General features: G+C 40.8%; 12 protein-coding genes, 1 tRNA gene and 1 pseudogene. 8 read left to right on the top strand and 6 right to left on the bottom strand.

The genetic code is table 11. The features are described 5' to 3' along the window. Positions 1–19 precede the first annotated feature (19 nt). Positions 20–547 (bottom strand): helix-turn-helix transcriptional regulator, encoded by a 528-nt coding sequence (locus KG708_RS06000; RefSeq protein ID WP_024601172.1) that lies wholly within the window; start codon positions 545–547, stop codon positions 20–22. Between the two features lie 195 nt (positions 548–742). On the opposite strand from KG708_RS06000, the gene KG708_RS05995 reads away from it, so the two are divergent. From KG708_RS05995 to KG708_RS05985, 3 genes are read left to right on the top strand one after another with little or no spacing between them, the layout of a single operon-like run. Beyond that, complete coding sequence (locus KG708_RS05995; RefSeq protein WP_301003322.1) at positions 743–1,783, top strand: hypothetical protein; 1,041 nt, start codon at positions 743–745, stop codon at positions 1,781–1,783. Beyond that, a complete protein-coding gene (locus KG708_RS05990; RefSeq protein WP_213608560.1) occupies positions 1,784–4,858 on the top strand; it encodes a CusA/CzcA family heavy metal efflux RND transporter in 3,075 nt (1,024 codons plus the stop codon). After that, positions 4,851–5,156: a DUF3240 family protein gene (locus KG708_RS05985; RefSeq protein WP_213608559.1), complete on the top strand. Its 306-nt coding sequence runs from the start codon at positions 4,851–4,853 to the stop codon at positions 5,154–5,156. The genes KG708_RS05990 and KG708_RS05985 overlap by 8 nt, the downstream gene beginning before the upstream one ends. Before the next feature lie 59 nt (positions 5,157–5,215). On the opposite strand, the gene iadA is transcribed toward KG708_RS05985, so the two are convergent. From iadA to KG708_RS05970, 3 genes are all read right to left on the bottom strand, one after another. Beyond that, positions 5,216–6,382, bottom strand: coding sequence for a beta-aspartyl-peptidase (iadA, locus tag KG708_RS05980; RefSeq protein WP_213608558.1), 1,167 nt, complete (start codon positions 6,380–6,382; stop codon positions 5,216–5,218). Positions 6,383–6,394: 12 nt separating this feature from the next. Further along, positions 6,395–7,798 (bottom strand): putative basic amino acid antiporter YfcC, encoded by a 1,404-nt coding sequence (yfcC, locus tag KG708_RS05975; protein ID WP_213608557.1) that lies wholly within the window; start codon positions 7,796–7,798, stop codon positions 6,395–6,397. A 141-nt stretch (positions 7,799–7,939) separates the two neighbouring features. Then, complete coding sequence (locus KG708_RS05970; protein WP_213608556.1) at positions 7,940–10,876, bottom strand: TonB-dependent receptor; 2,937 nt, start codon at positions 10,874–10,876, stop codon at positions 7,940–7,942. A gap of 350 nt (positions 10,877–11,226) precedes the next feature. Between KG708_RS05970 and KG708_RS05965 the strand changes: the two genes are divergently transcribed. Together KG708_RS05965 and KG708_RS05960 are read left to right on the top strand one after the other, a co-directional pair. After that, on the top strand, positions 11,227–12,927 hold the full coding sequence (locus KG708_RS05965) for a cyanophycinase (RefSeq protein WP_213608555.1): 1,701 nt from the start codon (positions 11,227–11,229) through the stop codon (positions 12,925–12,927). 111 nt (positions 12,928–13,038) lie between these two features. Next, positions 13,039–13,590 carry a flavodoxin family protein gene (locus tag KG708_RS05960; RefSeq protein WP_213608554.1) on the top strand — a complete coding sequence of 184 codons (552 nt, stop codon included), beginning with the start codon at positions 13,039–13,041 and terminating at the stop codon, positions 13,588–13,590. A 44-nt stretch (positions 13,591–13,634) separates the two neighbouring features. Here KG708_RS05960 and KG708_RS05955 read toward each other — a convergent pair. Continuing rightward, positions 13,635–14,165, bottom strand: a pseudogene (locus tag KG708_RS05955) (hypothetical protein); the annotation flags it as partial. 347 nt (positions 14,166–14,512) lie between these two features. Here KG708_RS05955 and KG708_RS05950 point away from each other — a divergent pair. From KG708_RS05950 to KG708_RS05940, 3 genes are all read left to right on the top strand, one after another. Beyond that, positions 14,513–16,006 carry an acetyl-CoA hydrolase/transferase family protein gene (locus KG708_RS05950; RefSeq protein WP_213608553.1) on the top strand — a complete coding sequence of 498 codons (1,494 nt, stop codon included), beginning with the start codon at positions 14,513–14,515 and terminating at the stop codon, positions 16,004–16,006. 167 nt (positions 16,007–16,173) lie between these two features. Continuing rightward, positions 16,174–16,422 (top strand): hypothetical protein, encoded by a 249-nt coding sequence (locus tag KG708_RS05945; protein WP_008114111.1) that lies wholly within the window; start codon positions 16,174–16,176, stop codon positions 16,420–16,422. A gap of 181 nt (positions 16,423–16,603) precedes the next feature. Beyond that, positions 16,604–17,143, top strand: coding sequence for a methyltransferase (locus KG708_RS05940; RefSeq protein WP_213608552.1), 540 nt, complete (start codon positions 16,604–16,606; stop codon positions 17,141–17,143). Positions 17,144–17,380: 237 nt separating this feature from the next. On the opposite strand, the gene KG708_RS05935 is transcribed toward KG708_RS05940, so the two are convergent. After that, positions 17,381–17,457, bottom strand: a tRNA-Pro gene (locus KG708_RS05935). Positions 17,458–17,550: the final 93 nt, after the last annotated feature.

The following is a 17,550-nucleotide window of genomic DNA, read 5'->3' as shown; positions in this document are numbered from 1 at the left end:
ATATGCGATAGTCACTAAATTAGTTAATGGCTGAGCTCGAATGCGGATAGTGCCTTTGCTGCATAAAGTCTTCTAAAAACCATGCAGCAAATTCATGTCGGCCTTCTACATCGGCTTTACTGTAAATATCGGACGCTTGTTGGCGTACGGTTTTTTCTTTTGTGTTTCTTAGTGCGCTTATTTCTTTAAAGCTTAAGCCTTTAAGTAATAACATCGCGACTTCTTGCTCACTGCGGGTCAATGTCCATTGTGAAAATTGGGTTTGAATAACACCACTGTATTCATGACGCGCATCCATCATTGCCTGTGATATGTTTTTAAGTTCTTTTTTTGAATGCACTAATTCTTGTTTCAGCGCATTAATATTGGCAGTACGCGCACGAATATCGCTAATTAAGTAAATAGCACAGGCTGCAGAAATGACAACGATTAAGCCCTCAGAAAAAATATGCCACTGCGGTACGCCTAAATGTATATCCGTTAGTACATCAAAAAAGTTTAGCACCATTATTATTAACAAGGTGGCTGCTATTAACTTGTCTCTCATTAAAGCCTCTATTATCAATGGCTTATAAATACAATGGGCAAATGTACCATAGCGTAAATTTCGTTTTTTTTGGGTACGTTAAGGCGTTTGCCTGATGATTTAACATTCTAAAAAAGTCATGGTTGATTCTATAAAATTAATCAAATGTGAACAAACTAAATGCTGTTAAATTTTACAAAAAAAATGCGTCATTTTTTGCGTATTCAATATACGTTATTTTTCTTCTTTACGGTGACTTTATTAACATTTAATCCTGTGTTTGCTTCGCAAAATTTAGCACCTGTAGGGCTTTCGTCACTCAGTGGTTTTGATGTTGAATTTGCGCCGATTCAAAAAACAGAGTTTATTAACGGGCAAAGTTTAATTGGTGAAGTTAATTTCAAACCCGGGGTCAATTATACGGTGCTGTTTGCGTTTGATGTACAGCAGGTTCGTTACTTATACCCTAACGGCAGCATGGTAGAAAAGGGCGCCACTATCGCAAGCGTTGAGGGCAGTGATGTTCACCATTTTTTAGATGCCTATCAATCAGCAAAAGACATGCTCGCTATTGCTAAAAGCCATTACGACATAAACCAACAACACTTAAAAAACAAAATAATAAGAAGTTCTGAATGGGTTGAAATCACAAAAAGCTATTTTGAAGCCAAGCTAAATTTTGAACATATGCAACATCAAATGGCATTTTTAAACATTGATGATAATGAAAACGTGACCTTAGTGAGTCCAAAAACGGGCATTTTAAAACTCACTAATGAGTCGGGAAACCGTGTGATGGGTGACACCGCGTTTGATATTATCGATGCAAGTAGTATTCGCGTTAAGATTAAAGTCTCTCTTAGTTTTACCAACACGTTAGCGCATTTCAAGCTGTCACAAAGTTGCAACTTAAATATTGAGAGCTATGACAGTATTGCAGATAAATACCATCAAATAGTGTGGGCGTCGCCAAGCTCAAATGAGTGCCAGCTTAGACTGGGGCAAACTATCAAAGTCACACCGGTAAATAAATTAACGGGCTTTAAAATAGCAAAGTCAGCGGTGTTTGAATTTGAAGATGTTAATTACATTGCTTTAAAGTCTGGCGATAAGCTTGAGTTACTGCCGATTGAGCTCAAAGGTACACAAGGCAAAGACTATGTATTTACTGCTAACAAAAACCTAGATGATCAGCAGGTACTAATTAGCTCGGTAAGTGCGCTACAGGGTATGTTGCTTCACTTAGGGAGAGAGTAAATGTTAAACCAGCTTATTAAGTTTTCACTTACTCAGCGTTTGTTTGTTAGTATTTTTGTTATTGTTGCTATGGCCATTGGTGCTAAATCTTGGTTAAGTATTCCGGTGGATGCTTTTCCAGAAATATCACCCACCCAAGTTAAAATAGTTTACAAATTACCCGGCATGAACGCCCTTGAAATAGAATCGCAAGTAACACGGGTGATTGAAACCGAATTACTGGGTATTCCGTTACAGCAAATGCTGCGCTCTACCACTAAGTATTCTATTACCGATATTACCATTGACTTTGAAGAGGGCACCGACATTTATTGGGCGCGTCAGCAAGTGAATGAGCGTTTATTAAATATTTTGCCCACCTTGCCCAGTAATATTAGTGGCGGCATGGCGCCAATGAGCACGCCTTTGAGCGAGGTGTTCATGTTTACCATAGAAAGTACTCATTTATCGCTGATTGAAAAAAGAGAGCTTTTAGATTGGCAAATTCGTCCATTACTGCGCACTGTAACCGGCGTTGCTGATGTAAATAGCCTTGGCGGCTTTTCAAAAACCTATGAAATACTTCCCAATACTTTATTGATGCAACAGCATCAAGTCAGCTTTGATGAAATGAAGTTGGCAATCACGCAAACGAATCAAAATGGTGGCATAGGGCGCTTAGAAAAAGGCAACGACACCTTAATTTTGCGCACTGAGGGCAAATACACCGATATAACCGCCATTGAAAATACCGTGATTAAGTCCACTCAAAATAAGGTTATTCGGTTAAGTGATATTGCCACGGTACACGTTGGCAGTTTAACCCGTTATGGCGCAGTCACTAAAAACAGTGAAGAGGCGGTACAAGGGCTTATAATTGCGCTTAAAAATAGTAATACAGCGCAAGTTGTTGCAGATGTAAAAGATAAACTTCGCACCATTGAAGCTTCATTACCGCAAGGCACAACAATTAATGTGTTTTACGACCGCTCTAACTTAATAAATACCGCAATTAGCACCATTACCAGCGCACTAGGCCAAGCAATTATTCTAGTAATAGTGTTACTTGCCTTGTTTTTAGGTGATATTCGCTCTTCATTGGTGGTGTCTTTGTCTTTACCTATGTCGGCATTGCTGACATTTATAATGATGAAGCAGTTTGATTTATCGGCTAATTTAATGAGTTTAGGTGGCTTAGTGATTGCCATTGGTATGCTGGTGGACTCATCGGTAGTTATTGTTGAAAACATAGTGAATCGGCTGGCTAATAATCAGCACCTCCCTCGGCTGCATGTTATTTATCGCGCATGTAAAGAAGTCGCGGCGCCAGTGTTCTCAGGCACAATTATTATTATTATCGTGTTTTCACCGCTATTAATGTTAACAGGGTTAGAAGGCAAGTTATTTACCCCAGTGGCGCTCACTATCGTGTTTGCCATGCTAAGTGCGCTGTTGTTGTCGTTAACGGTTATTCCAATTTTAGCCTCGTTGTTATTAAAAAATGAACCCGTAACCCAGCCTAAAATGGTCACGCTATTACAAGGTTTTTATACTAAAACACTTGCCCGTGCAATTAAAAAGCCAGTGGCAATAAGTGTTATATCGGTTGCTGTTTTAGTGCTCAGTGGGGTGTTATTTCAGGGGCTTGGTAAAAGTTTTATGCCCGTTTTAGATGAAGGCGACATTATTGTACAACTGGAAAAATCGCCGAGTATTTCCTTGCAAGCCTCGCTGGATATCGATAAACAAATTGAAGCCACACTGTTAAAAAAAACCCCAGAAATCGTACAAATTGTTGCCCGTACCGGATCCGATGAACTCGGGCTTGATCCTATGGGATTAAACGAAACCGATGTGTTTATGGAATTAGCGCCAAAAGATACGTGGCGTTTTGACTCCAAAGCGCGGCTAATCGAGGATATTCGACAAACACTTGCGCAATTTCCAGGGGTAAATATTGGCTTTACTCAACCAATACAAATGCGGGTATCAGAAATGCTCACCGGTGGCACCGGTGATATTTCGATTAAAGTATTCGGTAATGACATTGCGACACTTTCCTCATTAGCTGAAAAAATCACGGCACTTGCCACTAATATTGACGGCGCAAGTGATGTGCAAATGGCGCTTATTGAAGGGGGGAAATACGTAAACATTAAACTTATTCCTGAGGTTGCTAGTCAGTTTGGTTTAACCACCGAAGGATTAAGCGATTATTTAAAGTCGCAATTAGAAGGCTTACAGGTATCGGCACTGCAAGAAGGAAACCGCGTGATCCCTATTGTGTTTAATGCACAAAAAGGCGAAAGCGCAGCACACTTTGAGTTATCGTCAATGAGCGCATTAAAACAAAAGTTAATTTTAATGCCCGACAACAGCCTACTACCACTTGAAGAGGTGGCTAATATTAGCTTTAAAACGGGGCCATTGTTAATAGAGCGAGAAAAAGCAAAGCGCTTTGCTTCTGTAAGCGTTAATGTGGATAACCGCGATGTGGTTAGTTATGTGAATGAACTGGAAGCTAAAATTAATAGCAGCATAAAATTACCCAGTGGTTTTACCTTGTCGTTTGGTGGCGAATTTGAAAGCCAGCAACGTGCAACACAAAACTTGCTGGTGCTTATTCCGGTGGCATTAATACTGATTTTCATTATTTTATTTACCACGTTTAAATCCTTATCTAAATCAACGCTGATAATTGCTAATATTCCGTTTGCATTAATGGGGGGAGTGATTGCCCTATTTATTAGTAATGAATACCTGTCGGTGCCTGCATCGGTTGGTTTTGTTGCTTTACTTGGCGTAGCGGTACTCAATGGTATTGTGATGATCAGCTACTTTGAGCAAATGAAAATGTTTTCTGCCAATGTAACGCAGCGCATTTTAGATGGCGCAAGCAGACGCCTTCGTCCAGTGTTAATGACAGCCACAACCGCAATGTTTGGTTTACTGCCACTGGTATTTGCCACCGGCCCCGGCGCTGAGATTCAAAAGCCATTGGCGATTGTGGTTATTGGCGGGTTAATTACCTCAACAATTACAACACTTTATTTATTACCTATCTTTTATGGTTGGTTGGAGAAAAAACATGGCTGAACAGTTACTTTTTACCCTAAATGTACCCACAAACATAAAAGATGAAGTGGTTGATATATTAATTGGCATAGACTGCATTACCGGCTTTAACTTAAAAAACATTGAAGGCTACAGTAAAGAGCACAGTGAATTTGATATTGCCGAGCAGGTAGAAGGGCATCGCAGCTTTTATCAGTTTGAGGTGCATATATTATTAGCGCAGCTGCAAACAATTAAAACGGCGTTAAGCCCTGTGTGCCAATATACCCCATTGAAATATTGGGTTACGCCTATTGTTGAAAGTGGATATTTAGGGTAACTCACTATTAAATGTTAAATGCTGCTGAAATATCTCAGCAGCATTTTAGCTGTACTAGCTTATTCAAACACGCCTTTTATAACTGCATGGGTGTTTTGCACCATTAATGTGCCGTTAGCCCATACATACTCAGGGGTTAGGGTCTCTTTATCGAGAAGGACAACATCCGCGTTGCTCGCTACTTTAAGACGGCCTTTATCAAGTCCTAAAATATCGGCAGGGTTACTGGTTATACTCATTAAAGCGTGCTCAAGAGGGACGTTATATTGCTTAACCGCTTGCTGAAACGAGCTTAGTAGTGATGATTCTTTGCCCACCTCAAGCCCCAATAAATTAAAGTCTTTATCAAAAATAGGTAAACTAGCATGGCCATCTGAGCTCATAGTGAGTTGATTTGGTGCTACGCCTTGTTCTAAGCAGTAGGCAAGGGCATGGGCTGCTGCGAACTCGCCGTGGGCTAAATCGTAATCTGTGGTGCTGGTGGTAAAGTCGATAGTACCGCCCTGATCACAAAAGTGAATACCGGCATCAAGAAGTGCTTTATTGCGGTTCATATGCGTAGGGTAAAACTGTTTAAGCTTAATATCACTTTGCTCAGCCACCTGATGCAAAATACTCAAGTGACTATCAACAGGGCCGACATGAATACTTACAGTGCCTTTTTTACCACTGAGCATACCGGCTACTTTGGCCTCTGCTGCCAATTCTGCTAATTGCTGTACCGTAGGTTGGCTACTGCGGTGATCGGCAATTGCCACTTCGCCAACACCTATAAACTCCTCTATATACATGATGTCGTCAGTAATTGAGTGGGTGAGTGTTTTCGCGGGTAAATGATACGAACCGGTATGGCAAAATACATTCAGCCCTTGTTCTTTTAGGCCTTTTGCTTTAGCAACCAAGTTGGTCAGTGTACGTGAGCTTGAATCGGTACCCAGTGCGGCCACCACCGTGGTGGTGCCCGATAAGGTCGCATCAGTTAGGTTCATTTCAGGGGTGCGGCTGGCAAACCCAGCCTCGCCACCGCCACCAGTAATATGCACTAACGAATCAACAAACCCCGGAACAACAAGTTTATTTTTAGCGGTAATTCGTTTAACGAGCACATTGCTGTCGAGGGTTATATTTTCGTCAATAGCAATGATTTTACCACCGCCAATTAAAACATCTTGTGTGCCTAGGTAGGTGGGTGCATAAACGGTTGCACCTTGTATTAAAGTTAACATAACAAATTCTTTTTATTGATAATTAATAAAGTAAGCAAGAAATATAAAGCCGCTTGCTAATACAAAAAGTGCTAGGGCAAAGCGCCAAATAAACGCAGCCCATTCTCCCCAATCTAATTTCACGACCCCTAAACAACCAATTAAACTAGCTGAGGTGGGAATTAAAATGTTGGTTAATCCATCGCCTAATTGAAAGGCCAATACCACAATTTGTCTTGATACATTGAGCAAATCGCCAAGAGGAGACATCAGTGGCATAGTGATGGCAGCTTGCCCTGAACCCGATGAAACAAAAAAGTTAAATACACTTTGAAACACCAGCATTCCCCAAGCTGCAATATAATCTGGCACACTGGCTATGCTGCTTGCACAGTAATAAAGCAGGGTGTTGAGGGTTGAGGGAGTGGTTAAATCACTACCCCCTAATAGTAATACAATGCCTTTAGCCAATGCGACCAATAACGCCGCTGGCAATAATTCTTGTGCACCGTGTTTAAACGCATCCGCACACTCATTCGCGGTTAGCTTTTTAAACACGATGGCAATTATTGCACTGATAAGGCCAATACAAAAAAACTGTGCAGCAAGCTCAGGAATATAATATTGGCGCGCCATCACCCCCCATACAACCCAAGCTATGCCCAATACAAACACTAATAATGTGAGTGCATCGGCTAGGCTGAGTTTAATCGTTGGCTGATCACCCGTTTTTTGGGGTTGTGTTTTTATCCGTTTTGCATAGCGCATTGTAAACACAAGGCCTACAAGGGTAAAACAAGCCCACGCTAGCATACGAAAGCCCGCACCAGAAAACACTGGGATTTCAGCTATCGATTGCGCTATAGCAATGCTAAAAGGGTTCATCCATGAGGTGGCAAAGCCTATTTGCGTGGCCACATAAGTTGTAAGTACAGTGACTTTAGCGTCGTAGCCAAGTTGTTGCATAATAGGGAGCAGCACAATACAAAAGGCAATAGCCTCTTCGCCCATACCAAATACCGCGCCGCCTAACGAAAATAGTAAAAACAGTAAGGGAATAAACAGCCATTCAACCCGCTGGGTTTTATTAATAAGTGCCATAATGCCGTTATTAATCGCACCGGTTTTCATAATAATGCCAAAGGCACCGCCAGTGATTAAAATAAACGCCATTACGCCAATCGCTGCACCATATTTATCACCCGACACGAGGCCTTCAAATAATACATTAGCTAAACCAATCTCGCCACCTTGTGCAAAAACAGGTAGTGATTGTTGGTCGTTAACGGCTTGATATTGTGAAAGCTGCACAGTATGGCTGTCAGGCTCTGCATTAAATACCCCAGGGGTAATAAATACCGTGGCCATATAGGCAATCACTGCCACGCAAAGCAAAATGATGCTTGCATCGGGCATAGAAAATTGTTTTTGTTTCATAATTTCACTTTAATAAAAGGTCATTGTGTTGATGCGTAAATAAACGCTTAAACGTACTTTAGCACTTAATAGGCAGTGTCACTGTAGCCATGACCTGTAATAAAAGGAATGCCGCAAAGCGTTTGCTTTGCGGCTAAGCGGTTAAAAACGGTAGCTAATACTTAATTTGTAATTAGCACCTAGGGCATTATGGTTGATTGAATCAAAGCCACGGCTTGAACCATAAAGTGTGGGTGGCTCTTTATCAAAAATATTATTGATGCGCGCGCGTAAGGTCAGTGACTTATTAACATAGTAACCTGCTGATAAATCCCAAACGAGCCAATCGTCAACCTGATGCTCACCTTTTGAGTCTAATACGCCAAGCGAATCTAATTCATCAATTTCACGCCCACGCAGGCCTTCTATATCATCCTCGTAGCTGCTGGTGTAGTTTGCACCTAAGTTAAGGTAGTAACTTTGCGCTTCCCAATCTATTGACATACGCGCAACATTTTCAGGATAACGATACGTCCCCACTAGTTTTTCAATTGAATCTGAACCTGGTTTATTGCGCTCATATTCAAGATAGTGAGTACCGTCAAACGCAAAGGTCAAATCGCCGCTTGGTAATACAAACCTATGGTCAAACTTAATATCAATACCTGCTAACGTTTGTGTACCGGTGTTTTCAAGTTGAATGACGTGGTCACGGAATAAAGGTAAGTATTCTTCATCTTTACGTTGGGGAAACTTTTCAAGATAGTTATCTAAAATTTCAATTAAATTAGCGCCATCTTGCTCAATTGTTAAGCCGCTACCATTTTCTCCATCGGTTATACCGCATAAATCATAATCGTAAGAGATACCTTGTTGACCTTCTGGCACAATGCCACAATAACGCAGTGATGCATCAGTTATAGCGCGGTCGAGCACGGCGGTCATATTAGTATCAATTACTTCTTCGTGATCAAACTGCCAATAATCAACGGTTAAGTTAGTATCAACACTTGGGCTCCACGCAAAACCAACACTAATGGCTTCTGACTCTTCAGCTTTTAGGCTTTTATTACCCAACTCAAGTGAATTAACACTGACCTCAGTACCTTGACCTGCACAGTATAGTTCTGAAACCGCTTGGTTAGCGCCACAATCAAATGTTGAACGAGTGGTTCTTAATTTAACCCCTGCTTGCGTTAACGATGGTGCTCTAAACGAGGTTGACCATGAGCCACGTAAAACTAACGAATCAGTAGGACGATAGCTCAAACCAATTTTAGGATTAAAGGTGCCACCAAAGTCATCGTAATGATCGTAACGACCTGCTGCTTGCAGCTCTATTTGCTCAGTAAGTGAAATACTTATTTCTGCAAAAGCAGCATATTGAGTACGATCTGCCTCTGATAAACTAGAGCCAAAACCAAATACATCTACTAAGTAGCCGTCTTCAGGGCGTGATTGTGAATTAAGCGAAGGAATGTCGCTTAGTTCTTCACGGCGTGCTTCTACCCCAAATGAAGCATAGGCAGGTAGCTCGTTAAAGGTAAATAGCTCACCATTAAAATTAGCATCCCAGCCATAAACAGTACTTTCTCCACTGCGTGTTGGGCGAGCTTGCGCTGTTGCCAAAACGGCATCGTTAGCGGCGTCGCCTTGAAGGAAAGGGTTGTAAAAAGGTAGCAGTTCTCCCGATGCACAGTTTAAGTCAGTACCGTCAAAACTTGCCAGCGTACCGTCTGAACATAGCTCGCCGGTGATAGCGCCATGGAACTGGTAACGATTATAAACCCCTGCAATCGCTTCTTGCTCTGAACGTGAGCGAGAAAAGGTTACCCCAGATTCCCAACCCCAATCACCAATTTCACCACTTAGACTGCTTACCAAGCGAAAGTTTTTCGTTTCTACTTCCACCGTTCTTGGGGCATTAAAGCGCGCATCAAATGCAAAACCATACACTTCTCGACCACTTTGGGTATCAAATGGGTCAATGTAGAGTTGATCTAATAAATCATTACTACCATCGGCATTATCGTAAATAAATAAGGCGTCTTCTAAAATATACGGGCCGTCGTCGTCATTAATTTGGTTAATAGGTGAGGGCGATGAATACGCTTTTGCTTTGGTTTGACTGTAAAAAAAGTCAGTATGCCATTGCATACCACCAAGCTCACTATTAAACATAAAGCCGGTTGAAAGGCTCTCAAATGGGGTATCTAGGTAGTCATCTTGATTAGGGTAGTAAGCACAAATTTGTTCACCAAATTCAGTAGTCACTAATTCGGTTTTACAGTTTGGTGATGGAAGTTCGTTACCGTCTCGGCTGCTGAAATAATAAATATTCGGTGAGTTCTCCAGCTTAGGCAAATAGGAGTAACCATTCGCTAAAGAGGGAGAGGCCGTGTAATTACGATCGGTCGCTTTAAAAGCGTTACGGTCGTATATATCTGCAAATACCGTTAAGTTACTCTCGCCTATTTTTGTACCATACACTAAGTTTAGCTGTTTTTTACTTTCATCATGCTGATCAAAGCTATCGGCAAACGAAGTATTGATTTCAGCGCCTTCAAAATCATCTTTTAAAATATAGTTAATAACACCTGCTACCGCATCGGCACCATAGACGGCTGATGCACCTGTGGCTAAAATATCAATGCGCTCAATGGCGGCTAGTGGAATAGAGTTTACATCCACAAAGTTTTCAGTACCTGCAGCAAATGAACTAGGCGCAACTCTTCGCCCATTTATTAATGTAAGCGTTGCCGATGGCCCCATGCCTCTTAAGCTCGCTGCTGATTGACCCGCTGGTGTTGAGGTAGACGTACCGCCACTTTCAGAAGTTGAAAATGTGCCGCTTCCGCCCTTAAAAACAGATAAATCTTTGAGTAATTCATGAATGGTATTAGCGCCAGAGCGTTTGATTGCATCTTGGTCTAGTACGGTTAATGGGATAGTTCCTTCAAGATCAACGCCTTTTAAGCGAGATCCTGTTACTTCTACTCGTTCAATGTTGGTGTCGGTGTTGGTTTCTTGTGCATGTGCAAAAGTGATCGGGTTCAGTAATGCGCTTACTGTGGCCGCAATTGTTAGTTGACGAAACATCTTAAATACCTTTTGTCTTTTTAAGCGCACAAAAACATACAAACAGATCTGTGGCTTTTAATTGTTATATTTTTAGACAGGGCAGTGGTGAAATGACACGCTAAGCCCCTCACTGTGAAAAAGTGAGGTGGTGGGCTACTCGTCAAACCACTCCGAAAGGTAGTGTGGTGAGTAGAAATATGTTGTAAGCAAAGGTGCTTTTTTAAACATAATTCTCATTCCAAAAGGTTTTTGACAAAGCCAGCAAAGGGGTGCTAGCTTACTCGCGTTTTAAAGTTCCTTTTTTTTATAGCAAGTGAGAGACGCTCTCGCAAGTTATTTCTTATAATTTTTTACATGAGTATAACATAATGGAACGAATATATTTACCAAACAAACGGTTAGCTAAATCGCGCATAATAACGGCTCTTTTTTCGTTTTTCATTGCTTTTTCGCTGCAGTTAGGCGCAAAAGAATCTGAACAAACGTTAGTATTAGTCGGCGGTGCACTCACAACGTGTGCTAGTTTAAGCCCTAAAAATTGTGAAAAAAACACACAAATTCCGGGTAAAATACATAATGTATTTGCGCTCTCCCACGCTAAAATTAGTCAAATAAAGCAACAATGGCCAAGTAAAAATACGCAAGCTAAAAACAAAACTATTAAAAATTTAGCAACAATGCAGGCTAAATCATCACCCACATTGTCAAAAAAAGAGCTGTTATGGTTATGGCGCGATATTGATAGTAAACAGCTCAATAGTTTAACGGATCAAGAATACAATTTTGTAATAGATATGCTTGAAGTAGCGCAGCTGAAGAGCGACAATACACGACTAAAAGAGCAGGTCAATACCGCGCTTAATAGCGAATCCGCCGCGACAGATATTTTGCAATTTATATCTGGCAGTTTAAAAGTAAAAAGTACTAACCCAAGTATACTAGCGATTACCGCCTCAAGCAGAGACCCTTATGAATCTGCTGATTTTTACGAAGGATTACTTCGTTTTCCCAATGTAAACTCACAATGGCTTGCATTAACCCCTGCGCTTGCTAAAGCAATAACAACCAATAAATGTGATGATTTAAACACGCTTAGGCACTCTGAAATGGGGCTATATCAACGTGAACATATTTACCCTGATCGCACTCAAGCAGAATATTTGCTGTGTAAAAGTGGCACAGACGCTCTAGTGCAGCTAATCAAAAATAGTACCGGTGTTATGTTTAATGGCGGCGATCAAAGCTTAACGCGCAAGGTATTGTTTGATGAAAATAATCAGCCATATCCATGGACAAAAGCGTTACAGTCTCGCCCTGTTGTTGTAGGAACAAGTGCAGGCACCGCAGTGCAAAGTGGTGGACAAGCGCATGGTGGTAACGTGTTTATGATTACTAATGGCACAAGTTTATCGGCATTGAAAGAAGGCGCGCAAGCCATTGATGCGCCAAGTGAACGCTCAAACAGCGATAGTTTAACTTACAACCGCTTTGGGGGGTTAGGCACATTTACTTACGGTGTACTTGATACACACTTTAGCGAGCGAAACCGCACATTAAGACTCGCCACTTTGCTTGACACCCTTGATGCAAACCAAGCTCAACCTGCATTTGGTTTTGGTGTAGACGAAACCACCGCCTTGGTGGTGATTAAATCTGAAGCTGGCAATTTAATGACCGTAATTGGTAAAAATGGCGTTGTAATGGTTAAATCAGCAGGGCAAACCCAGACTAAAGATAAAACGTATCGTTACTCGTATTGGCCTGCAGGTAGTGTGATTGATATTAAAAATAACGATTTTACCCTAAGCGAGCGTAGTATTAGCCAAGCATTGCCAGCAATTAAAATACCGCCTTTACCAGTTCAGCGCTTTGGGAGCATATTAACGGATGCCAAATTACGCTCTTTAACGCAAGCCATGTGCTTAAGCCAAGAAAAAACGGCTGTTGGCCAGCAAGATGAGTTTATTATCAGCTTATCTACCAGGTCTGAGTCGGCGTACCACCGCATTAGCACCGCGCAGTATGGCTGTGCGGTGAGTAATTTAGAAATTGCAGTGAGTACCTTTTAAGATCAGGCTATACAAACTTATTTTAATTAAGCATGTTGTTTAGTTGATATTAGTTTAAGTAGCCATGCTATGTTTAAAACGTGTTTTTAAATCACAACAAAAGGAAAGTTCATGAATAAAGTAGCGGTTATTTATTTTTCGGGATATGGCCATACCAAAAAAGTAGCTGAATTTGTGGCAGATGGAGCAAACGCTCAGCTTATTGCAATTGATGAAAATGGTGATATTAAAGACGCCGATTGGGATGCGTTAAACAATGCAGATGCCATTATATTTGGTGCACCTACCTATATGGGTTCTTACCCTTGGCAGTTTAAAAAGTTTGTCGATGCCACCTCTAAAATATGGTTCTCCATGGGGTGGAAAGACAAAGTATTTGGCGGTTTTACCAATAGCGGCAGCCTGAATGGCGACAAACAAGTCACGCTAATTAGTATGCAAACATTGGCTTCACAACATGGTGGCATTTGGGTAAGTCTAGGGTTACCACCTGCTAATAAATTGGATTCAACCCGCCAAGACATCAATAACTTAGGCGGCTCAGTTGGCGTATTAGTGCAATCACCTACTGATGCAGATGAATCTGCAATTCCATCAGGCGATTTAGAAACGGCTCGTTTATACGGCGAACGTGTCGCTGATGTAGCGAAACGTTTAAAGTAAAGTCACTAAAGAAAAAAAGTTATAAAGCCACCTGGTGTGGCTTTTTAGTTTGATAGCCCCAGTTCTTGCTTATGCTCAAGCTGATATAAGCTTGAATACTCGCGTTTATGCACTTCAAATAAATACGCTCTTAACTGCTCTTTACCATGGTGAATGTGCTTTATTTTAGCTGCAATACCAAATTCAGTCTGCCTGACTGGTTCTATATCTAATGATATCGCCGCTTCATTGGGTAAAATAAACTGCATATTTTGCAGCTCATTAAGCTCATTGTGTATGGATGTGGGTTTTAAAAATATTCCTGTGCTTGATATAGAGTCAATGCAAAAACCTTGGCTTTGAATGCTTAATTCACTTAATCGCCAGCTACGTTGAGTGCCTCTAGTATCAATTATTTCTGGGGCTGCTAACACAGTACTTAAATGGCCTAATTCATCGGTTTTAAATTGAAGTTGAAACCACAGTTGGTAATGAGCTACTTCTGCTAATAGGGTTAATTTAGCCTGACCAAGTAAATGCGCAATACCATCTGGTATCGATGTTTGTACTGTTAGTTTTGTTTCATTAATTAATGCTGTACTTTAACTATAATGGCCCAATTAATGACCAGTTTATTATTTTGTAAGATTTGGCCTGTATTTTTATACGACTTATAATTTCAGCTTTCCCGGCTAAAAATGTAAGTGATTGATTTAAAAAACTATATTTGTTTTTAAGCTTGTTTGGTTAAATGACTGAATAAATATTTTAGTATCATAACCCTAATAACAGCAATAAGTTAAGTAATAAAGTGTACAAAATTAAAGCGCTCTGCAACGTTTTTATACCAACTATGCGTAAATGAGACTTAGGTCTAGCTTACGAAGCATACGGAAATACTTAGAATAGCGCCCAAATAATAATGGGGTTTAAGGGGTTCCAAATGCAATTAGAACGAATTCGTCATAGTGATTTACACAACAAAGTGATGCCTGCGGAGCAGGCCAGTTTATTTATTAAAGACGGCATGACCGTAGGTATGAGTGGTTTTACTCGTGCCGGTGAAGCGAAAGCCGTACCACGTGCGCTTGCCGAGCGAGTACTTGAAAACCCAATGAAAATAAACCTAATGACGGGCGCGTCATTAGGTAACGACTTAGATAAGCTACTTACTGAATCAGGTGCGTTAGCGCGTCGTATGCCGTTTCAGGTAGACAGCACATTACGTAAAGCAATTAATAACGGTGAGGTCATGTTTATTGACCAGCATTTATCTGAAACCGTTGAACAGTTACGTAATCATCAGTTAACTATGCCTGATGTAGCGGTGATTGAAGCCGTTGCTATTACAGAAGAAGGCCACATAGTACCAACAACGTCAGTAGGTAACTCAGCAAGTTTTGCTATTTTTGCCAAGCAGGTAATTGTAGAAATTAACATGTTACATCAGCCAGAGCTTGAAGGACTGCATGACATATACATCCCATCGTATCGTCCTACGCGTACACCCGTGCCGCTGGTAAAAGTAGACGACCGCATTGGTAGCACCGCTATTCCAATCGATCCGGCTAAAATTGTGGGTATTGTATTTACCAATCAAAGTGACTCATTTTCAACAGTAACCGACCCAGATGCCGATACCGCCTCTATTGCACGCCATTTAGTTAACTTTTTTAAAGAAGAAGTAGCGCAACAGCGCATGCCTGCAAACTTAGGCCCATTACAAGCGGGTATTGGTAACATAGCCAATGCAGTCATGATGGGTTTATTAGACTCAGATTTTAAAGACCTCACTATGTACTCAGAGGTACTACAAGATTCTACCTTTGATTTAATTGATGCGGGTAAACTTAATTTTGCATCTGGATGTTCAATTATTTTATCAGAGCGTTGTAACGCACAAGTATTTAATAACCTTGAAAAGTACCGCGATAAGCTAGTACTTCGCCCACAAGAAATGTCGAATCACCCTGAAATTGTGCGTCGTTTAGGTATTATTGCAATTAACACGGCACTTGAGTTTGATATATATGGCAACGTTAACTCAACTCATGTGTGTGGTACTAAAATGATGAACGGTATTGGTGGTTCAGGCGATTTTGCACGTAATGCCCATGTATCGGTGTTTGTAACTAAATCAATTGCTAAAGGCGGCGCTATTTCAAGCGTGGTACCTATGGTAAGCCACGTCGATCATACCGAGCATGATGTTGATATTTTAGTGACCGAGCAAGGCCTTGCTGATTTACGCGGTTTAGCACCGCGCGAACGGGCAGTTGAAGTAATTAAACACTGTGTACACCCAGATTATCGCAACGCTATGCTTGATTACTACGAGCGTGCTTGTGTACGTGGCGGCCATACGCCTCATATTTTAGAAGAAGCATTCAGCTGGCATACCCGCCTTGAACAACAAGGCACAATGAAGCAAAGCTAATACTTAATACCCAGCACTCGCTGGGTTTTTAGTTTACAACGCCCATGCTTTATGGGGTGCTGTTCTGACTTTACCTAAAAGGTGGTTTAAGTTTTTACTGTGTGCTGTAAAATAACCGAATATTATTTACAGTCTCGCCATGGCGAGCAATACATAGAGCAACCACAATGGAAAATAAACTAACTGCAATCGACACCCTCGCTGAACTTGAAAGCTTTTTACTGCAAGTTGAAAACGGCGGCTTAGGTTTAACCGGCGTAGCAGGCGTGGGCATGGCAACTAACAATGCTGACGGCAGCCGTTTTGTCGCGGTGTTTGATGACAAGCAACAACTTTTATTAGCACGCGAAATTACCGAAGAAATTTTCCAAAGCGGCCAAGACATGGTGCGCAACGGCGTAGGGCGTAAGCATTAATTCCTTGCTACTAATCTAAAAAGCGCCAAATGGCGCTTTTTTTGTGGTTTATTTTAAACAGGTGTTAAATATAAAATAAATTTATACTAACGGTGCTCTTTGTAATGGTTTTACTATATAGAAACAAATAATCGATAAGGTGAGATTATGATGATTCAACCGTTATTAGGTGTTAGTTAGTATGGACTTTATTGCTACCGCATTTTTCTTTTTAGTTCTTCTAATCGCTTTATCTATTGTTTGGAGCACGCTAAAAACGGGAATTTCACCAATGATGAGTTCAAGTAAGGCACGCCAAACTATGCTTAATGCAATAAGCATGGATGAAAAAGGCGCATTAATTGATTTAGGTTCAGGTTGGGGAACGCTTGTTATACCGGTTGCCAAAAAGCAGCCTAATAAACAGGTTATTGGCTATGAGTTATCGTGGTTTCCTTGGATGGTTTCAGTGCTTTTTAAATATAGTTTGGGTTTAGATAATCTTACCCTCTATCGTGAAGACTTTAAAAATGCCGATTTTAGTACAGCGTCTACTCTTGTGTGTTACTTGTTTCCTAGTGGTATGGTAGCGCTTGAAGAAAAGTTAAAACAAAACGTGCTTAAAAACATCACCATTGTAAGTAACACCTTCGCTTTACCATCATATAAACCAACTAAAGTGATCAAGCTTAAAGATTTTTACCAAACACCTATTTACGTATACCACTGGCAAGCAAAGTAAATTTTGGTTTTGTGAAGTATTAATATAAACAGTGGCTGCTTTATCGCGGTGTGTGATCACAACCTGCAACTTTTACTGGTGCACTAAATCACCGAAGAGGTGCTCACAGCTGCAATAAATTAAAACAAATACGTTAAGAACTAGAAGTGGATAAGTGTGCGATATTTTATGTTATTAAAATTAGGTGGTACGAAAAGCCGTTTTTATTTAATAAATAGAATTTTGAAAGGAGTTAAATGGTCGGTATGGAGAGATTCGAACTCTCGACCCCTGCCACCCCATGACAGTGCGCTACCAAGCTGCGCCACATACCGACTTCGACTGCAATAGTACGTGTATTTTAAAAAAAATCAATAAGCATTTGTTTGTTTGGATGTTTATTGCGCAAGCTTATAAAAATATATGCT

It is taken from the genome of Pseudoalteromonas sp. (assembly GCF_018402495.1).
Classification (GTDB): Bacteria; Pseudomonadota; Gammaproteobacteria; order Enterobacterales; family Alteromonadaceae; genus Pseudoalteromonas.
The sequence above is the reverse complement of the archived record's forward strand: the minus strand, read 5'-3'. Positions and strand labels throughout refer to the sequence as shown.